15 protein-coding genes are annotated in these 17,830 nt (G+C 47.8%); 13 read left to right on the top strand and 2 right to left on the bottom strand.

Annotation, left to right across the window (positions count from 1 at the left end):
- Nucleotides 1-219: 219 nt before the first annotated feature.
- The 10 genes from HMPREF1548_RS15775 to HMPREF1548_RS15820 all read left to right on the top strand — a co-directional run bounded on the left by HMPREF1548_RS15775 (nucleotide 220) and on the right by HMPREF1548_RS15820 (nucleotide 12,451).
- Complete coding sequence (locus HMPREF1548_RS15775; protein ID WP_243003244.1) at nucleotides 220-438, top strand: helix-turn-helix domain-containing protein; 219 nt, start codon at nucleotides 220-222, stop codon at nucleotides 436-438.
- Nucleotides 428-1,546: a type II toxin-antitoxin system HipA family toxin gene (locus HMPREF1548_RS15780; protein WP_021637308.1), complete on the top strand. Its 1,119-nt coding sequence runs from the start codon at nucleotides 428-430 to the stop codon at nucleotides 1,544-1,546. The genes HMPREF1548_RS15775 and HMPREF1548_RS15780 overlap by 11 nt, the downstream gene beginning before the upstream one ends.
- A 212-nt stretch (nucleotides 1,547-1,758) precedes the next feature.
- A complete protein-coding gene (locus tag HMPREF1548_RS15785) occupies nucleotides 1,759-3,378 on the top strand; it encodes a response regulator (protein ID WP_021637310.1) in 1,620 nt (539 codons plus the stop codon).
- Nucleotides 3,378-5,183, top strand: a complete 1,806-nt coding sequence (locus HMPREF1548_RS15790) for a cache domain-containing sensor histidine kinase (protein WP_021637311.1) — start codon at nucleotides 3,378-3,380, stop codon at nucleotides 5,181-5,183. Before HMPREF1548_RS15785 ends, HMPREF1548_RS15790 begins: the two co-directional genes overlap by 1 nt.
- Nucleotides 5,170-6,150, top strand: a complete 981-nt coding sequence (locus tag HMPREF1548_RS15795; RefSeq protein WP_021637312.1) for a substrate-binding domain-containing protein — start codon at nucleotides 5,170-5,172, stop codon at nucleotides 6,148-6,150. Before HMPREF1548_RS15790 ends, HMPREF1548_RS15795 begins: the two co-directional genes overlap by 14 nt.
- A gap of 225 nt (nucleotides 6,151-6,375) precedes the next feature.
- Nucleotides 6,376-7,869 (top strand): sugar ABC transporter ATP-binding protein, encoded by a 1,494-nt coding sequence (locus HMPREF1548_RS15800; RefSeq protein ID WP_035322424.1) that lies wholly within the window; start codon nucleotides 6,376-6,378, stop codon nucleotides 7,867-7,869.
- A 15-nt stretch (nucleotides 7,870-7,884) separates the two neighbouring features.
- A complete protein-coding gene (locus HMPREF1548_RS15805) occupies nucleotides 7,885-8,904 on the top strand; it encodes an ABC transporter permease (protein WP_021637314.1) in 1,020 nt (339 codons plus the stop codon).
- Between the two features lie 142 nt (nucleotides 8,905-9,046).
- Nucleotides 9,047-10,201, top strand: a complete 1,155-nt coding sequence (locus tag HMPREF1548_RS15810; protein ID WP_021637315.1) for a substrate-binding domain-containing protein — start codon at nucleotides 9,047-9,049, stop codon at nucleotides 10,199-10,201.
- A 230-nt stretch (nucleotides 10,202-10,431) separates the two neighbouring features.
- A complete protein-coding gene (locus HMPREF1548_RS15815) occupies nucleotides 10,432-11,724 on the top strand; it encodes an adenylosuccinate synthase (protein WP_021637316.1) in 1,293 nt (430 codons plus the stop codon).
- Nucleotides 11,725-11,839: 115 nt separating this feature from the next.
- Nucleotides 11,840-12,451: an HAD family hydrolase gene (locus tag HMPREF1548_RS15820; protein WP_021637317.1), complete on the top strand. Its 612-nt coding sequence runs from the start codon at nucleotides 11,840-11,842 to the stop codon at nucleotides 12,449-12,451.
- A gap of 142 nt (nucleotides 12,452-12,593) precedes the next feature.
- On the opposite strand, the gene HMPREF1548_RS15825 is transcribed toward HMPREF1548_RS15820, so the two are convergent.
- Both HMPREF1548_RS15825 and HMPREF1548_RS15830 read right to left on the bottom strand, forming a co-directional pair.
- On the bottom strand, nucleotides 12,594-12,833 hold the full coding sequence (locus tag HMPREF1548_RS15825) for a hypothetical protein (RefSeq protein WP_025491270.1): 240 nt from the start codon (nucleotides 12,831-12,833) through the stop codon (nucleotides 12,594-12,596).
- A gap of 38 nt (nucleotides 12,834-12,871) precedes the next feature.
- Nucleotides 12,872-14,161 carry an MFS transporter gene (locus tag HMPREF1548_RS15830; protein WP_021637319.1) on the bottom strand — a complete coding sequence of 430 codons (1,290 nt, stop codon included), beginning with the start codon at nucleotides 14,159-14,161 and terminating at the stop codon, nucleotides 12,872-12,874.
- Between the two features lie 114 nt (nucleotides 14,162-14,275).
- On the opposite strand from HMPREF1548_RS15830, the gene HMPREF1548_RS15835 reads away from it, so the two are divergent.
- The 3 genes from HMPREF1548_RS15835 (at nucleotide 14,276) to HMPREF1548_RS15845 (ending at nucleotide 17,799) form a co-directional block, all read left to right on the top strand.
- Nucleotides 14,276-14,566, top strand: a complete 291-nt coding sequence (locus HMPREF1548_RS15835; protein ID WP_157065694.1) for a hypothetical protein — start codon at nucleotides 14,276-14,278, stop codon at nucleotides 14,564-14,566.
- A gap of 513 nt (nucleotides 14,567-15,079) precedes the next feature.
- Nucleotides 15,080-16,126: a LacI family DNA-binding transcriptional regulator gene (locus tag HMPREF1548_RS15840; RefSeq protein ID WP_025491272.1), complete on the top strand. Its 1,047-nt coding sequence runs from the start codon at nucleotides 15,080-15,082 to the stop codon at nucleotides 16,124-16,126.
- A 236-nt stretch (nucleotides 16,127-16,362) separates the two neighbouring features.
- The gene (locus HMPREF1548_RS15845) at nucleotides 16,363-17,799 is read left to right on the top strand and encodes an ABC transporter substrate-binding protein (protein ID WP_035322409.1); all 1,437 of its coding nucleotides are present in this window, start codon (nucleotides 16,363-16,365) and stop codon (nucleotides 17,797-17,799) included.
- The last annotated feature ends 31 nt before the right edge of the window (nucleotides 17,800-17,830 follow it).

The raw sequence follows: 17,830 nt of genomic DNA on the forward strand, positions 1-17,830 counted from the left end.
AGTGATTCAAGAGTGCATAAATCCCATTGCTGCAGGCAATTTTTACTGGATTTATGCAGTTACTGGTTTTCGGTTGAACAGAAACAGAACAATAATAAAAAAGAATAATATCTTAATCTTTTATTGATTAAAACTACAAAAAAGGTTAAAATATTAGCTATGAATAACTTTGATTTTTTGAGATCACCAGGAGAAATAAGTAAAGATATTGCAGGCCGTATGAGCAGAAGGAGAAAGGAGAAAAAAATAACACAGGTACAGCTGGCGAAATATTCGGATGTGAGTTTGGGATCCATAAAACGTTTTGAACGTACCGGAGAGATATCATTATCTTCGCTCATAAAAATTGCATTTGCATTGGGGTATGAAAACGACTTTGACGGGCTGTTTACAAAAAAAGGCTACGCGTCCATTGAGGAGGTCTTAAATGAACGATAATAAAATGTTGTCTGTATTTATGGATAAGCGAAAAGTAGGGACGCTTGCGGTTACAAAAGATAAGCTCACAGCCTTTGAGTACGATGCGGATTGGCTGCGAAACGGATTTTCGGTCAGCCCGGTCTCTCTGCCGCTTCAGTCCGGGGTTTTTACTCCCAAAGGATTTGATCCGTTTGAAGGAACCTTTGGCGTGTTTGCAGACAGCCTCCCGGATGGTTGGGGAAGATTGCTGGTGGACAGGATGCTGCGAAAAGAAGGTATGAATCCTGTAAAGGTAGATGCATTGAACCGCTTGGCAATAGTGGGATCCTCCGGTATGGGAGCATTAACTTATTACCCTGAAAATAAGCTGGTCTCCGATGATAAGGACGTATCTTTGGATGACCTGGCCAAAGGCTGCGAGGCTATTATGAAATCGAATGATAGTGAAAATCTTGATGAGCTTTTTCAATTAGGCGGTTCTTCCGGCGGGGCAAGACCCAAAGTAAATTATATTATTGATGGAGAAGAATGGATAGTGAAGTTTGCGTCTTCCTATGATAAGGGAAACATAGGGGTACAGGAATATGAGTATTCTCTTTGCGCAAAAGAATGCGGCATCAGGATGGAGGAGACCCGGTTGATGCCAAGTAAGCTTTGTCAGGGTTACTTCGCAACTAAAAGATTTGACAGAAATGGGGGAAAGAGGATTCATATGGTTTCTGTCAGCGCATTGCTGGAAACATCTCATAGAATTCCTAATTTGGATTATAATATTCTGATGCAGCTTACTTTGAAATTGACGAATGATTATAGCCAGCTGGAACAGCTTTATCGTCTTATGTGTTTTAATGTTTTTGCGCATAACAGAGATGACCATTCCAAAAATTTTTCATTCCTTTATGATGAAAGTCAGAAAAAATGGGTTCTATCACCAGCATATGACTTGACATACAGTAATTCTATTGGCGGAGAACATGCAACAACAGTGAATGGAAATGGGGAAAATCCGGGAATAAAGGATTTGCTGGCTGTTGCTGAGGATATAAAGCTTGATCCTTATAAAGCCAGAGCTATAGCAGAAGAGATTGAGGAAAAGGTTTACTGCAGATTAAAAAAGTGGTTGTGAGTCAATAAATGCTTTTATTCCTGCGAGCAACGAGCCAAGTAGCCATGCTTGCATGGATATTTGGCGACTGCCGCGAGGTCTTTGATTCAGATGGAAAGATGAAAAAAGAACATTTCATAGACACTTCCATATTTTTCCGGTATGATAAAGATAAGGCAGGCAAAAGTCCGTATGGGGCGGACTTGGAAGGCTGACGGAATACCGGGGGAACTATGATAAAAGCGATTGTGGTGGATGATGAGATTTTAACAAGAGAAGGAATAAGCGCCAATATCCCGTGGGAAAAGCTGGGATATGAGCTGGTTGCGGTCTGCGCCGACGGCAGGGAGGCAAGGGACTATGTGCAGGGCCATGAGGTGGATGTGGTTCTGACTGATATCTGTATGCCATATATGGACGGCCTCCAGCTGAGCGAATTCCTTTATCATGAATATCCGCAGATTAAGATCATCATTTTCAGCGGTTATGATGAATTCGAATATGCCAAGCAGGCCCTGAAATATCAGGTGTCCGAATATCTGCTCAAGCCGGTCACCGCTTCGGAGCTGTCCGGGGTACTGATCCAAATCGGTGAAAAAATAGATGAACGCAGGAAAAATGAAGAGCTTATCGGCAGGCTGAGCACCACCTATCACAAAAACCACCTCCTTGTGCGCTCCGATGTGCTCATGAGCCTTGTCATGGGAGACAAGACACGGGAGGAAAATGACAGGGAACTGGAGGAATTGGGAATAACCCTCTGGGGGAATGCTTTCCGGGTCGCAGTGATAGAGATAGAGGACTACAGGGATGTGCACAGCCTGGATGATAAGAAGAAACAGGAACGCGCCCTTATCGCCTTTGTCGTATACAATGTATCACAGGAAATTGTGGAAAAATACGGCGCGGGAGAGGTGTTCCAGGGGAAGGAGTACCGCACGGTCCTCCTGCTGGAGAGCAATAAGCCGGTGGAGTTCTGCCGGGAAAGCCGGGCCATTGCGGAGGAGATCAACGGACGGCTGAAGGAAATCCTGGGAATGAAGACCAATATCGGAATCGGCGGCTGTATCAGAGAACGTCAGGATCTGTTCCATTCCTATGAAGATGCGCTGGCAGCGCTTCAGTGCCGCTATATTTTCGGGGAGGAGTCCCTGTTTGTGATGGAGGATATCCGTCAGCATACGGGGGAACAGACGGAAACGGAGCTGGCGGCGGAAGAAATCCTGGATGCCGTCAAGCACAGCGATACCCAAGCTGTTTCCCGGATTATGGAAAAAATGAAAAAAGGCGTCCGCACAGCCGGCTGGACCAAAGAAAGGGTGCACATGTATCTGCAGCAGCAGCTGGATGCGGTTCCGGAGCTTCTGCGTTCCTTTCAGCTGGAGGAGCAGGACATCGTCTGGGAAAAAGAACGGGCGCTGGAAGGGATGATGAGCGCCGTAAGCCTGGAACAGGCGCTTTCCGTGATGGAGGGCTACTACCGGAAAGCGGCGGAAATGCTGGATACGGGGAAAAATGATGGCGGGAAGAAATATGCGCTCCTTGCCATGGATTACATAGAAAAACATTATGGGGAAAACGAACTGGGACTGAATTCGATATGCTCTTATCTGAATATCAGTACCAGCCGTTTCAGCACCATTTTTAAAAGCGTCACAGGGGAAACCTTCATGGAGGCGCTTACCGGCATACGGATGCAGAAGGCGAGAGAGCTGCTGGAAAACACCGCTCTGAAAAATTATGAAATCGCTGAAAAGGTAGGTTTTTCAGATCCTCATTATTTCAGCGCCGCCTTTAAAAAGGCTACGGGAAAATCACCTACAGAGTACGCCAGGGAAAAGAGGGGGATGTGATGAAAAGGCAGGAGAAAGCGGGGGGCCGCCGGATAAAGCTGCCCTTTTCCAGCATCAGAACCAACATGCTGGCGGTGTTTTCCGTTTTGATAGTGGCAACGCTCACTTTTTTTTACATTATATCCCTGAACTATACGGAACGGACGATATTAAATAATTCCATAGATTATACCACCCGCCTGACCGGGCAGGTGACCAGGGACATTGATTCCTACATTGATTATATGGAAAACATATCCTCCATGGTGGCTCACAGCAGCGATGTGCAGAACTACCTGCTGGATAAAAAATCTGCGGGAGATCCCAACCTGTACCGGAGGATTGTGACCCAGTTTTCCACGGTACTGGAAACACGGAAGGATATTTCCAATATTGCCGTGGTTTCCGAAGAGGATAAAGGAATCATCAATGATGGAAACGATGTCCTTAATGTGAACATTCCCCTGTACAGTGTTGACTGGTACGGCAAGGTGAGGGACAAGGGCGGGACCTGGCTCACCTCCTCCCATGTGCAGAATGTGATTAAGGATAATTATAAATGGGTAATTACCATGAGCCGCGGAATCGAGAACCCGGATACGGGGGAAACGGTGGGCGTTTTTTTCATCGATTTGAACTATAAGGCGCTGGAAGACCTGTGTGAGCGCAATAACATCGGATCAGATTATATTTATATTATTGACCCTGACGGCAAAATCATTTACCATCCCAAGCAGAAGCTTATCTACAGCTCCCTGAAAACAGAAATGGTGGATGAAGTGCTAGAATGTGAGGATGGCTATTTCCTGAAAAAAGAAGGGACGGGCGGCAAGCTCTATACCATTTCCATATCGGGGAAAACCGGCTGGAGCATTGTGGGCGTAACGGATATGGCGGAGCTTATGAAGGGGCGCTCCGAGGCACAGCGGCTGTATGTTATTATCACAGCAGGATTTCTGGTGGTAACCGTGCTGCTGTGCGTGGTATTCTCCTCAGCGATTACGCGTCCGCTGGAACGGCTGAAAAATTCCATGAAAGAGGTAGAGCGCGGCAATTTTGAGGGGACGCAGGTAGAGACGGAGGGAAATAACGAAATCGCCGGCCTGGGAAAATCCTTCAATGTAATGATATACAAAATACAGCAGCTGATGGAGCAGAACATCTACGAACAGGAACAGAAGCGCCTGAGTGAGCTGAAGGCGCTGCAGTCGCAGATCAATCCCCATTTTCTGTACAATACGCTGGATTCCATCATCTGGATGGCGGAGGGCGGCAGGAACAGTGAGGTAGTGCTTATGACCTCATCCCTGGCCAGGCTGCTGCGGCAGAGCATCAGCAATGAGGACGAGCTTGTTTCCATCAGGCGTGAGGTGGATTATGCCGCAAGCTACCTGACCATCCAGAAAATGCGTTACCAGGACAAAATGGAATTCGAAATCGATGTGGATGAGGGGATAATGAACCAGCAGATCATCAAGCTAGTGTTGCAGCCGGTGGTGGAAAATGCCATTTATCACGGAATCAAATATAAGGAAGGAAAGGGTCTGATAAAAATAACCGGAACCTACCGGGATGGCTGTATTTACCTTACCGTATATGATAACGGCAGGGGGATGGAGCAGGAAGTGCTGGATCATATCTTTGATGCAAAGAATGGGGAAGAAAAATCAGGGATAGGAATCTGCAACGTACAGATGCGGCTCCAGCTTTATTACGGTATGGAATATGGAATTTTTTACAAAAGCATCCCCGGCGAGGGAACGGCAGCCACGATAAAAATCCCGTTTGTGGAAGAGGAGGCGCAGGAAACAAATGAAGATAAATAAGAAAAAACTTCTGTCGGCCATATTTCTTCTGCTGGCGGTATCGGTGGTTTTGCTTCTGGCGTTTATGCGCAAGGAACCCAAAAAAGAGCCGTACTCCATTATTTTTATTTCCAAAATCATTGACGACAGCGATTTCTGGACCCAGCTGATAGATGGGACAAAAGCGGCGGCGCAGGAATACGGCGTGGAACTGTCCGTCCGTGCGCCGGAGGCTGAGGACGATTATGAAATGCAGAACATTCTGATCGAACAGGCGATTTCAGAGCATCCGGACGCCATTGTCCTGACACCGGCCAGCTATACGGAAACCACTCCGCTGGCCCGCAAGATCGTGGACAGCGGCATACGCCTGCTCCTTCTTGACTCGGAAATCAATGAGGACGTGGAAGAATGCATCATTTCCACGGACAATATCAAAGCGGGGCAGCTGCAGGGCTCTTATGTGCGGGAGATCCTCAAACCGGATTCCCAAATCGCCGTAATCGCCCATGTAAAAAACTCTTCCACGGCCATCGAACGGGAAAAAGGCCTGCGGGAAGGGTTGGGAGAGAAGCAGGGGAAAATTGCGGATGTGGTTTTCTGTGATTCGAACTATGACAAGGCCTATCAGCTTATGCTGGGCGTCCTGGAAAAGCATCCGGATGTAGACGTGGTGGTGGGGCTGAATGAATACTCCGCCGTGGGTGCCGCCCGCGCCATCGTGGACAAAGGCCTGGCAGGAGAAATCAGTTTTGTGGGCTTTGACAGCTCCCTGGAAGAAATCAAAATGCTGGAGGCTGGAATTTTCCAGGGCATGGTGATACAAAATCCATTCAAAATGGGTTATCTGGGTGTGGAAACCGCCGTGAAGGTGCTGAACGGTGAAAAAGTGCCCAGGGAAATCGACTCCGGTTCCGTATTGATAACCCGTGACAATATGTACCTGGACGAAAACCAGGAAATGCTTTTCCCTTTTAAAGGAGAATAGAGGGGGAAAAATATGAAAGCGGTTGCAAGAATCAACAAATAAATTGAACTTTTTTGTGGCTTTTGTGGTGTAAAAAGGGTAAAAATTTACAGAACAGTAAATTTTTACCCTTTTTTTGTAAGAAATCACATTTAGTGTTGGGGAAGATGCCACTATACTATAAACATAGGCTTGAGTGATGAGAAACAAAGCAGTAATTAATGAGAAGGGATGGAAGGTGAAAAAGTGGGGGAAGTTATTCTGACGATGAAGGATATCGATAAATCCTTTCCGGGCGTTCATGCTCTGAAAAAAGTCAGCCTGGAAGTCCGCAGGGGCGAGGTACATGCCCTGATGGGTGAAAACGGGGCAGGCAAGTCCACGCTTATGAAAATTCTGACCGGTATTTATTCCAAGGACAGCGGACAGATTATATATGAAGGGAAGGAAGTGGAGTTCACGCATCCACGGGAGGCCCAGGATGCGGGAATCGCTATTGTGCATCAGGAGCTGAATATGATGCAGCAGCTGACCGTGGCTCAGAACATATTCATCGGCCGGGAGTATATGAAGGGTAAAATCATAGACGACAAGCGGATGAATGAGGAGGCGGCGAAGCTGTTTGAAAAGCTGAATATCAGTATCGATCCTTCCCAGGTGATGGGTGATCTGACCGTAGGAAAACAGCAGATGTGTGAAATCGCCAAGGCAATTTCCAAAGAGGTAAAAGTTCTGGTATTTGATGAGCCTACGGCGGCGCTGACGGATTCGGAAATCAATGAGCTGTTTAAAATCATCAGGGATTTAAGGGAAAAAGGAATCGGCATTATTTACATATCCCATCGTATGGATGAAATCAAGATCATTACCGACAGAGTCACTGTCATGCGTGACGGGGAGTATGTGGGAACCCTGATAAGCAAGGACTGTACCAAGGACGATATCATCAATATGATGGTGGGGCGGACAATTTATGAGGAACCAAAGTCCGTAAGCAATGTCCCGGACAATGCGCCGGTGGTGCTGAAGGTGGAACATCTGCAGGCCGGTAAAATGGTGCAGGATATCAGCTTTGAACTGAGAAAGGGAGAAATCCTGGGATTTTCAGGGCTGATGGGAGCGGGAAGGACGGAGACCGCCCGGGTTATTTTCGGCGCGGATAAGAAGCAGGGCGGCGATATATACGTCAACGGCAAAAAAGTGGAAATCAACAGCCCGCAGGACGCAGTGAAGGCAGGAATCGGTTACCTGTCGGAGGACAGAAAGCGTTACGGCGTGGTTCTGGATAAAACCATTGCGGAAAACACCACAATGGCCTCTCTGGAAAAATTTGTGAAGGGTTTGTTTATAGATAAGAAGGGCGAGGAAAGCACGGCACAGGACTATGTGGAGCGTCTGAATACCAAGACGCCCACAGTCACCACGCCCACGCTCAGCCTTTCCGGCGGGAACCAGCAGAAAGTGGTTATCGCCAAGTGGCTGGTAAGGGACTGTGATATCCTGATTTTCGATGAACCGACCAGAGGTATCGATGTGGGGGCCAAAAGCGAGATTTATCATCTGATGAACGAACTGGCCACCTCAGGCAAGTCCATTATCATGATTTCTTCCGAACTGCCGGAAATCCTGCGCATGAGCGACAGGGTCCTGGTTATGTGCGAGGGAAGAAAAACAGCGGAAATTCCGATAGAGAAGGCTTCACAGGAAGTAATCATGCAGGCCGCTACGGTAGGCATGTAAAGAGGGAGGAAAAACATGGCAAAAATAACGAATACGGGAGGGGCCGTAAAGAAAAATCCCCTTGCGAAATTTACAAAATCCATTGGGACGCAGAGGCTGATCGCCTTACTGGCCCTGATTATCCTGTACCTGGTATTCGGGTTCATCAATCCGGCATTCCGGTCCTATGCAACGCTGGTCAACATTTTTGATGCCTCTTATTATATCGGTCTGATGGCAATCGGCGTAACCTTCGCCATCACCTCGGACGGCATCGATCTTTCCATTGGAACCGTGCTCACCTGTTCCGCATTGATTTCCGGACAGCTGATCACCAAGTATCATCTGCCTGTGGCCCTGGGGCTTTTAGTGTGTATCTTCATCGGCGCCCTGTTCGGGCTTCTGAACGGCCTGATGGTGTCCTACATGCATCTGCCTCCCTTTATCGCAACGCTGGGTTCCATGATGCTTTCCAAAGGCCTCGGTTCCATTTTTACCAAGGCGCAGAGCGTTACTTGGCCGCAGTCCAGCCAGGCGGAAGGCTGGTTCCGCAATATCTTCAAAATCAACCAGAACGGCATTTTGATTCCCACCGGTTTTATTCTCCTGATTGTTATCGCCATCCTGGCGTCCATCCTGCTCAATAAGACCCGGCCCGGCCGTTATATCGTGGCATTGGGCAGCAACAGTGAAGCAACAAGGCTTTCCGGCGTTAACATTGCAAAATGGAGAACGCTTGCCTATATCATCAGCGGCACGCTGGCAGGCCTGGCAGGCCTGGCCTATGCCTCCATCTATTCCACCATCCTTCCCGGAGGGGGCGGCGGCTTCGAACTGGATGCCATCGCAGGCGTGGTAATCGGCGGCACTTCCATGAGCGGCGGCTACGGAACCATTTCCGGTACCCTGATTGGTGTGTTTATCATGTCCGTGCTGAAGACCGGCCTTCCCTTTGTAGGGCTGCAGAGCAACTGGCAGCAGGCGGTTACCGGCGTAGTCCTGGTGTTCGCAGTATTCATGGATGTCATGAACAGACAGAAAAAGAAAAAAGTCTGAGCAGAAACAGGAAGCTTTCAGACAGTTACAGAAAATGTTTGTAATGCCTGTCATATCAAAAAAGGAACGATATGAAGGTTTTTGATTACAAAACCGGCGGAAGAAGAGCCGGGGGTATTTCAAATTTAAAGGAGGGTTTTACATGAAAAAGAAATTACTCAGTATTGCATTGGGTGCGGCTATGGTAGCAAGCATGCTGGCAGGCTGCGGAAGCAATGCTTCCACAACGGCTCCTGCAGCGTCCACACCGGCGCCCGCGGAGACAAAATCAGAAGCGCCTGCAGAGCCTGCTTCTTCAGAAGCAGCGGCAGATACGGCACAGGCTTCTACAGAAATTACGGGAAAGATCTATCTGGTATCCAAGGGCTTCCAGCATCAGTTCTGGCAGGCAGTGCTCCAGGGGGCAAATGAAGCTGCTGCGGAATACGGCGTGGAAATTGATTTCCAGGGACCCGATACCGAATCCGATATCGCACAGCAGGTACAGATGCTGAACAACGCATTCAATAACAATCCGCCCGCAATCGGCCTGGCAGCTCTTGATACAGAAGCATGCCTGGATACGATTAAGGAAATCCAGAAAGCAGGCATCCCGATTGTCGGCTTTGACTCCGGCGTACCCGGTGCTCCCGAAGGCGCTATCGTTGCCAATGCGGCAACAGATAACTACAAAGCAGGCGAACTGGCTGCTGATGAAACCTACAAGCTGATCAAAGACAAAGTTGCATCCGCAACCGGCACCGTAAGAATCGGCGTTATGAACCAGGAAGCTAACTCCGAATCCATCGTACAGCGTGGCTCAGGCTTCGTTGATAAGATGAAATCCCTTCTGGAAGCAGACGGCAAGACCGTTTCCGTAGAAGGCCATGACAAATGGGCAAACAAGGTTGACGGCGCAGATGTTATCATCGACGTAGCAGTTCCCGCATCCGTAAGTGCAGACCTTTCTTCCGTTGACGCTCAGAACCTGTTAAACAAGCCTGACACCATCTGCATCTATGGCTCCAACCAGTTCTCAGGTGAAGGTCTGATTAACGGTGACGCAAACATCGGCAAACTGGGCAAGGACGTGGTCGGCGTTGCATTTGACTCCGGCGTGCTGATTAAAACAGCAGTCAGAGAAGGCAAGCTGGCAGGCGCTGTTACCCAGGATCCTCTGCAGATTGGCTACAAAACCGTTGAGCTGTGTGTAAAGGCCATCAAGGGCGAGCCCGTAAGTGATGTTGATACAGGATGCCAGTGGTATACTGCTGAAAACATGGACGATCCCAAGGTTGCTCCCAACCTTTATGACTGATTTAAAAAGGTAAATCTATAAGCTGTACTTATTTCTTACATAATAAATATTGATTTTACTTATGGTTAATAATAATATATAATCATAAAGTAAAAGACGCAGAAAGCGGGTTTTTTACAAAAATGGTTTTGTAAAAGCCCGCTTTTTTTGTTGTGGAGCGGCACTTTTGCCAATCTGCGGCAGGCAGATGTCCTTTCGGGGACGCAGATTTGAAACAGGAGGAATAAGAAATGGTAAAAGCAGTGGTAGGCGCTAACTGGGGCGACGAAGGAAAAGGTAAAATCACGGACATGCTGGCCAGGGAAGCAGACATTATCATCCGATTCCAGGGCGGTGCGAACGCAGGACACACGATTGTCAATGACTATGGCAAATTTGCGCTTCACACCCTTCCGTCCGGTGTTTTTTACAGACATACGACGAGCATTATCGGAAACGGCGTTGCATTGAACATTCCGGTATTTATCAATGAAATACATTCCATTACGGACAGAAACGTACCCATGCCGAATATCCTTGTTTCCGACCGGGCGCAGATTGTAATGCCTTACCATATTCTTTTTGATCAATATGAGGAAGAAAGGCTGGGCGGAAAATCCTTCGGCTCAACCAAGTCGGGCATTGCCCCTTTTTATTCCGATAAATATGCGAAAATCGGCTTCCAGGTATGCGAGCTGTTTGATGAGGAAGGCCTGAAAGGAAAACTGGCCAGTGTATGCGAAACGAAAAATGTGCTTCTGGAGCATCTTTACCACAAGCCTCTGCTGGATGTGGAGGAGCTGTATGCAACCCTGCAGGAATACAGGGACATGATCGCTCCCTTCGTATGCGATACCTCTGCTTATCTGGACAAAGCCATTAAAGAAGGGAAAAATATCCTCCTGGAGGGACAGCTGGGAACGCTGAAGGATCCGGATCACGGAATTTACCCCATGGTAACCTCATCCTCCACGCTGGCCGCCTATGGCGCCATCGGCGCAGGCATTCCGCCCTATGAAATCAGGCAGGTGGTTACCGTATGCAAGGCTTATTCCTCCGCAGTGGGCGCCGGCGCGTTTGTATCCGAAATTTTCGGGGAGGAAGCGGAGGAGCTCAGGCGAAGGGGCGGCGACGGCGGAGAATACGGCGCCACCACAGGACGTCCCCGCCGGATGGGCTGGTTTGACTGTGTGGCCTCCAGATATGGCTGCCGTCTCCAGGGAACTACGGACGTGGCCTTTACCGTTCTTGACGTGCTGGGCTATCTGGATGAGATTCCGGTGTGCACAGGATATGAGGTGGACGGCACGGTGACGGAGGACTTTCCGGTCACCTGGAAGCTGGAAAAAGCAAAGCCCGTCCTGGAAACGCTGCCCGGCTGGAAATGCGATATCCGGGGCATCAGGAAATATGAGGAACTGCCTGAAAACTGCAGAAAATATATTGAGTTCGTGGAAGCGCATATCGGCTATCCCATTACTATGGTGAGCAACGGCCCCGGCAGAGAGGATATTATTTACAGACAGAGCGCTCTTTGCAGATAACAGGAAAAACGGATGCTGCAGAAGCTGGAGTAATACAAGGTGTTTTATCATGAAACCAGCCGCGCGCAGGTGCTGGATTTGTTACGCAGGGAAGATAAGGCAGAGAGGGACGCGAATGATTCGTACGGTTATTTTTGACATAGGCAACGTGCTGACGGTTTTCGGCTGGAAAAATTTTATCCACAGCTTCGGTTTCCCGCCGGAAACCGAGGAAAGGGTGGGAAAGGCAACGGTGGACAATCCGTTCTGGCATGAGTTTGACAGGGGCTTTTTAAGCGATGACGAAATGCTGGCCGGGTTCATAAACAATGATCCTACCGTGGAAAAGGAGATACGCCAGATTTTTGTCAGCCTTCATGGCATTGTAACAAGGGCTGATTATGCGATTCCCTGGATTCAGAAGCTGAAAAGCGCAGGGTATCAGGTGCTTGTCCTCTCCAATTTTTCCGATAAGGTGAAACGGGACAACGAGGATGCCATGGATTTCCTTCAATATGTGGACGGCGGCATCCTTTCCTACCGGGACGGAGTTATCAAGCCGGATCCGGCGATTTACAGGCTTTTGCTTGGCAGGTATGACCTGAAAGCGGAAGAATGCGTGTTCCTGGATGATATACAGTCCAATCTGGATACGGCAGCCGGACTGGGCATACATACCATCCTTTTCCGGAGCCTGAAGCAGGCGCAGGAGGAACTTTTGCAGCTGGGTGTAGACAGCATATACTGATTTGCGGTAAAATAGATTCGTCAGGAGATTTACAGGTATCAGGAAAAAGCAGTAAAAACGGGCGGAGCGGCAAGGCTCTGCCCGAAAACAAAAAGGAAAGCCAGGCGGTATGGGATAGCAGCCTGGCTTTCTTTTTCAGTATTTATTTTCCGTTGGAATTATCCTGACCCTGCCTGCGTTCCTTAATCTTGCCGAACAGCCAGATATATATCCACAAAAGGATGGGAAGCCCGACCGTTGCCACCAGGCAGGCCTGGAACAGGCGGTCGGCACCCGGAAAGTTCAGGCATGCAACCACCAGCGTTGCCAGATAGAGCAGGAGCAGCAGGCCCACGCATACAAGGGCCGCAATCTGCTTTGGTGTTTTCTTCTTTTTATCCATTTCCATTTATCTCCTTAATCATCTGCGTCAATGGCTTTTTAATCATCTACATCGAATGCTTCCAGCTTGCTTTTTTTCGGAATCGGCTTGCTGTCGCCGTGCTTCACAAAAAGCATGGTGAAGAAGGCTGCCGTAACGAAAAGCGCGGCATAAGGGAACAAAGTATGATAGCCTACATGCTGGAGCAGGAAACCGGAAAGAATAGGGGTGACGATCTGCGCCGCCATGGAAAAGGTATAGTAAAATCCGGTAAATTTACCGATATCGCTGCCCTTGCTCATTTCAACCACCATCGGATAGGAATTGACATTGATGGCCGCCCAGGCCACGCCAACCAGGGCGAACAGGCCGTTGATCCATACATGGTATTCCTTTACGGTCGCGCCCAGGGCAAACATGGAGGCAAGCAGCACTATACCGCCCAGAATCGTTTTTTTACGCCCGATGCGGGAAGCAATGGCTCCCACAGGGATATAGGAGCAGATGGCTGCAATTGTGGCAACCAGCAGGCAGTTGGCAAAGCCGCCGCCCTGGATTCCCCAGTAAATCTGCGCATATTTGGAAAAAGCGGTAGTTACCGCATTGTAGCCCATGAACCAGAAGGAAACGGAAATCAGGATGAGTATCAGGCTCCTTTTTACTTCAGGAGGCATGGGAGCATTGGCGGTTTGCGTTTCTTCCACCGTACCCTCTGCAATATCCAGATCACGGTCGATTTTCTCACGTTCCTCACGCAGTGGATTTTCCTTTATTTTCCACAAAAGGAGCAGCACCGCGGCAACCATTACCAGTGCAACGATCAGGAAAATGGGAAGGTAATTGGGCTTGCCGTTTTTGGGTACCAGCGTGGAAATCAGGATCAGGGAAATCACGCCGCCAACCGCACCCATCAGGTTGATGATGGCATTCGCCTTGGAGCGCAGCGGCTTGGGCGTAACGTCGGGCATCAGGGAAACGGCAGGGGAACGGTAGCTGCCCATGGCAATCAGCGTAACGCACAATGCCACAACAAAAAGGGCCAGGGAACCGATATTATCCGCAAAGGGCAGGAAAAGCATGGCAATTACCGCCGCCGCAGTACCGCAGAGGATAAAGGGCGTACGTCTGCCCAGCTTCGTATGTACCTTATCGGACAGGCTTCCAAAAAACGGAAGCATAAAAAGAGCCAGGACATTGTCAATCGCCATAATTCCGCCGGAAATGGTGTCGCTGATGTGGAAGGTGTTTTTCAGAATCAGCGGGATGATGCTGTCGTAGAGCTGCCAGAAGGCGCTGATCGACAGAAAGGCCAGACCGACCAGAATGGTCCGTTTTGTGTTAAGCTTCATAGGTGATACCTCACTTTGCAAGTTTGCGGTCCCTGTGTGTGGGACGCTCTACTCCTATGATATATCAATACAACAAAAAGAGCAATGTTTTCGTGTGGAGGGCCAGGGCCTTTTGTGATGGATTTCAGCATTCCTGGATCGCTTTCTTATGGTCAGCGCGAAGCGCTGGTCTGCGCAGTAAATGCGCAGTCCTGTTTGAACTGTTACAAATTGTTCTTTGATGTCTGGTTTCTCTATGTGTTGCGCTTGCGGTACTTTGGTTTTATTATAAAATATGAAGAAGTGGTATGCGGTAAGCGGGAGTGGAATAGAAGTGGGGAAAAGGTATATGGTAAAGAACAAAGTGTAATATTGAGGGATAGGGAAGTGGAAAAGAATTTTTGGGGAGGTATTCTATGGAGTTAAGAACAGATGATAATAAGGGAAGACTGTGTGAATTTTTGCGGCGGAAAAGCAAAGTCCCCCCTACAGCACTGCTGCTGCAGGAGGGACTTTGAACTAGGGGAGGAATCCTCCCCGCAATGGGAGGATAAGTAATTATTTATCTTGCGTAATCATAAACCGGCGGCAGAGCCGCCTGGTTTATGAATCATCAAAGGAGGGGGTTCCGATGATATTAACAGTATGTCCCCGCATTGAAATAATATACACAGAAAATAAAAAAATTAAATTTGTATGGTATTGACTTTACCGATAAAATAGATTATGATTACTACAACAGAGAAAAATAAAAATATCATATGCTGCGGATACATGCCAGTGATTCCGGGAAACTTGTTTATTATTTGCTTTACCTTTGATATTATGCAAAGGAAGCAGAAAGAAGCTGATTATGTTCAGTGGATGAAAAACAGATAAATAGGTGGGATCATGGGCTATTTTTTTATATTTATATTTTACCGGTAAAGGAGAATGGCAATGGGAAATAGAGTCAGACTGATTGATATCGCTAATAAGGCGGGAGTGTCCAAAATGACGGTGTCCCTTGCGTTGCGTAATGATCCTTCCATCAGCAGGGAAACTACCAATATGATAAAGGAGATTGCGGATACGTTGGGATACGTGCCCAACCGAATTGCCAAAGGACTGGTAAACGGGCGGACGTATACGATTGCTGCGATAGTGGGCGGCGATATGCATGATGATTATCATAACCAGTTTCTGAAAGGAGCTACAGACTATGCGATGGGTAAGGGGTATACCCTGACGATTGCATTGACGGAAGGCGATAAGAAGCTGGAAACGGAAATTATTCGTAAATACCAGGAAATGGGAATAGATGGATATCTCGTATTTCATTGCGGGAGCAGTACAAATTATAAGAAGATGAAGGAACAGGGAATCCCTTTTGTTCTTTATACGAAATATTTTGAGGATATGGATTGTGATTACGTGACCTGTGATGATCTAAAAGGCGGATATGACATGACACGTTATTTTTTGGAACAGGGGCATGAAAGAATCGCTTACATATATGATAAGGGATTGAAAAATTCCTCCGAGGTAAAGAATAGATGCAGAGGGTATCAGAAAGCTATGGAAGAAACGAGTCAGGGATTTGAGGAAATCATGGTAATCCCTTATGATAATTCCCTTGACGGAAGAACGGTGGAGGAGAAGAATCCTGAGCTTATGGAGCTTCTGCATTCAGATAAAGTTCCTACAGCATTTTTTATCTGCAACGATGTGGTGGCGGCGGCTTTTCTGGCGGATATGAAAAGTTTGGGCTGCCGGATACCAGAGGATTTTTCTATTGCCGGTTATGAGGGGGTTTATTTGGGGGCTGTTTTGGATCCGCCTCTGACTACAATGTCTACCCCTATCCGGGATATGGGGAAAACGGCGTGCGAGCTGCTGATAAAGAAAATAGAAGGTAAAATTCAAAAGAATCAAATATCTAGGATTAGTATGGAGCCGGTACTGACGATTCGGAAATCTGTGAAGAGAAGGGAGGAATTGGAGTAGGATTCACGGAATCGTGGCTTATTACTATAGAACAGAGTGCGGAAGAGGGACAGGAAGGCAGTAATAAAATAAACTGTCTTATAAAAAACATACCCACACCTGCTGGCACAGGATGTGGATATGCCATAACAAATCAACTACGAGAGTATTCTAACATATTTACCATAATATGTATAGAAGTTATGGAAAAGAAGTCCTGTACTTCCAGTTTTTAAATTTTAACGGGAGGTATGTATATGTTAAGAAAAGTGTTGGGGATTGTATGTGCATGTATATTGGCAGCCGGTTTGACTGTGGGCTGCGGCGCAACAGGGAAAAGTTCGGAATCAGCGGATACAGGAGGAGCGCAGGAAAATGCTGCTGTGATATCCGAAGCTGCCGAAACGCAGAAAGATACCGTACAGTCAGAAAAGAGCGGGGACAGCAGTTCAAAAGAAGCTTCTTCTCAGGAAAACAATAGTGTAATGTCCCGTAAGGCCGAAGGTCAGACCATAGTGGTATGGGGATGGGATTTGCCTGAGTTTAATAAGAAAATTGAGGACTATGTAAAGGAAGCATCTGGGGTTACGGTCAATGGCCAGACTATGGCCAGAGAAGATGAAGTCTCCAAATTGACTGTGGCGGCTGCAACAGGAAATGGACTGCCGGATGGTTTCAAGCTGGGAAATGAAGATATTCCGCGGCTTGTAGCTCAAAATGCTATCAGGGATATTACAGATTTGGTGGAGCCCTATAAAGATTGTCTTCCTCAGGTGGCATGGGACATGGTTACCTATGAAGGAAAGATTTGGGGAATTCCTGCAAACAGCCCGGCAGGCGGAATGTTCTACCGATATGACGTTCTGGAAAAATACGGAATTAACCCGGAGGAACTGACTACCTGGGATAAATGGCTGGAGGCCGGCAAAAAAGTGGTGGAAGAAAGCAACGGCGAGGTAATGTGGTTCAATGCACCGAAAAATAAGGTGGGAGTTCCGTTGGATATGACTATTTTCCAGCAATATGGGGCGCAGATACTGAATTCGGATCATAAGGTAGCAATCAATTCCCAGAACTACAAAGATGCCCTTTCCCTTCTCCAAGAGATCAGAGACGCAAAAATCAGCGCGCCCATTGATGACTGGAGCGCGCCCTGGTATCAGAGTATGAAGGACGGAACAGTTGCCTGCTATGGAAACGGCACCTGGTTTGTACAGACCCTCATCCAGCAGGCTCCGGATACTCTGGGCAAATGGTATTTTACACCTTTTCCTGCGGTAGAAGAGGGCGGAGACAGGTACCCTAATTTCGGCTCCACCGCCTGCTTTATCAGTTCTCAGACAAAAAATGTGGACGCCGCTTTTGAATGGTGCAAAGCATGGACGCTGGACGAGAAAGGCTCTCTGGAAATCGGTTTGAAAGAATTAGGGGTTTCCGTGGTAAGCAATGCAGCGCTGGAAAATGAATATGTAAATCAGCCGCATGAATTTTTTGCCAAGGATCAGGCATATTGGAAACTGGCTACACAGGCTTTTTCCAATTCCACCTATGTTCCTCCCTTCTTTGCGGATTCTTCCGAAGCGGATTCCATCTGGCAGCGATATTATGAGCAGTGGTGGCTTGGAAAAATGGACGCAGATACCGCTTTAAGCAGTGCGGAGGAAGAGATCAAAACAAAGCTGAAACTGGAATAAGGAATTTTAATTTTGGGACGGCAGGCCTGTC

The organism is Clostridium sp. KLE 1755, from assembly GCF_000466465.2.
In the GTDB taxonomy this organism is placed as follows: domain Bacteria; phylum Bacillota; class Clostridia; order Lachnospirales; family Lachnospiraceae; genus Eisenbergiella; species Eisenbergiella porci.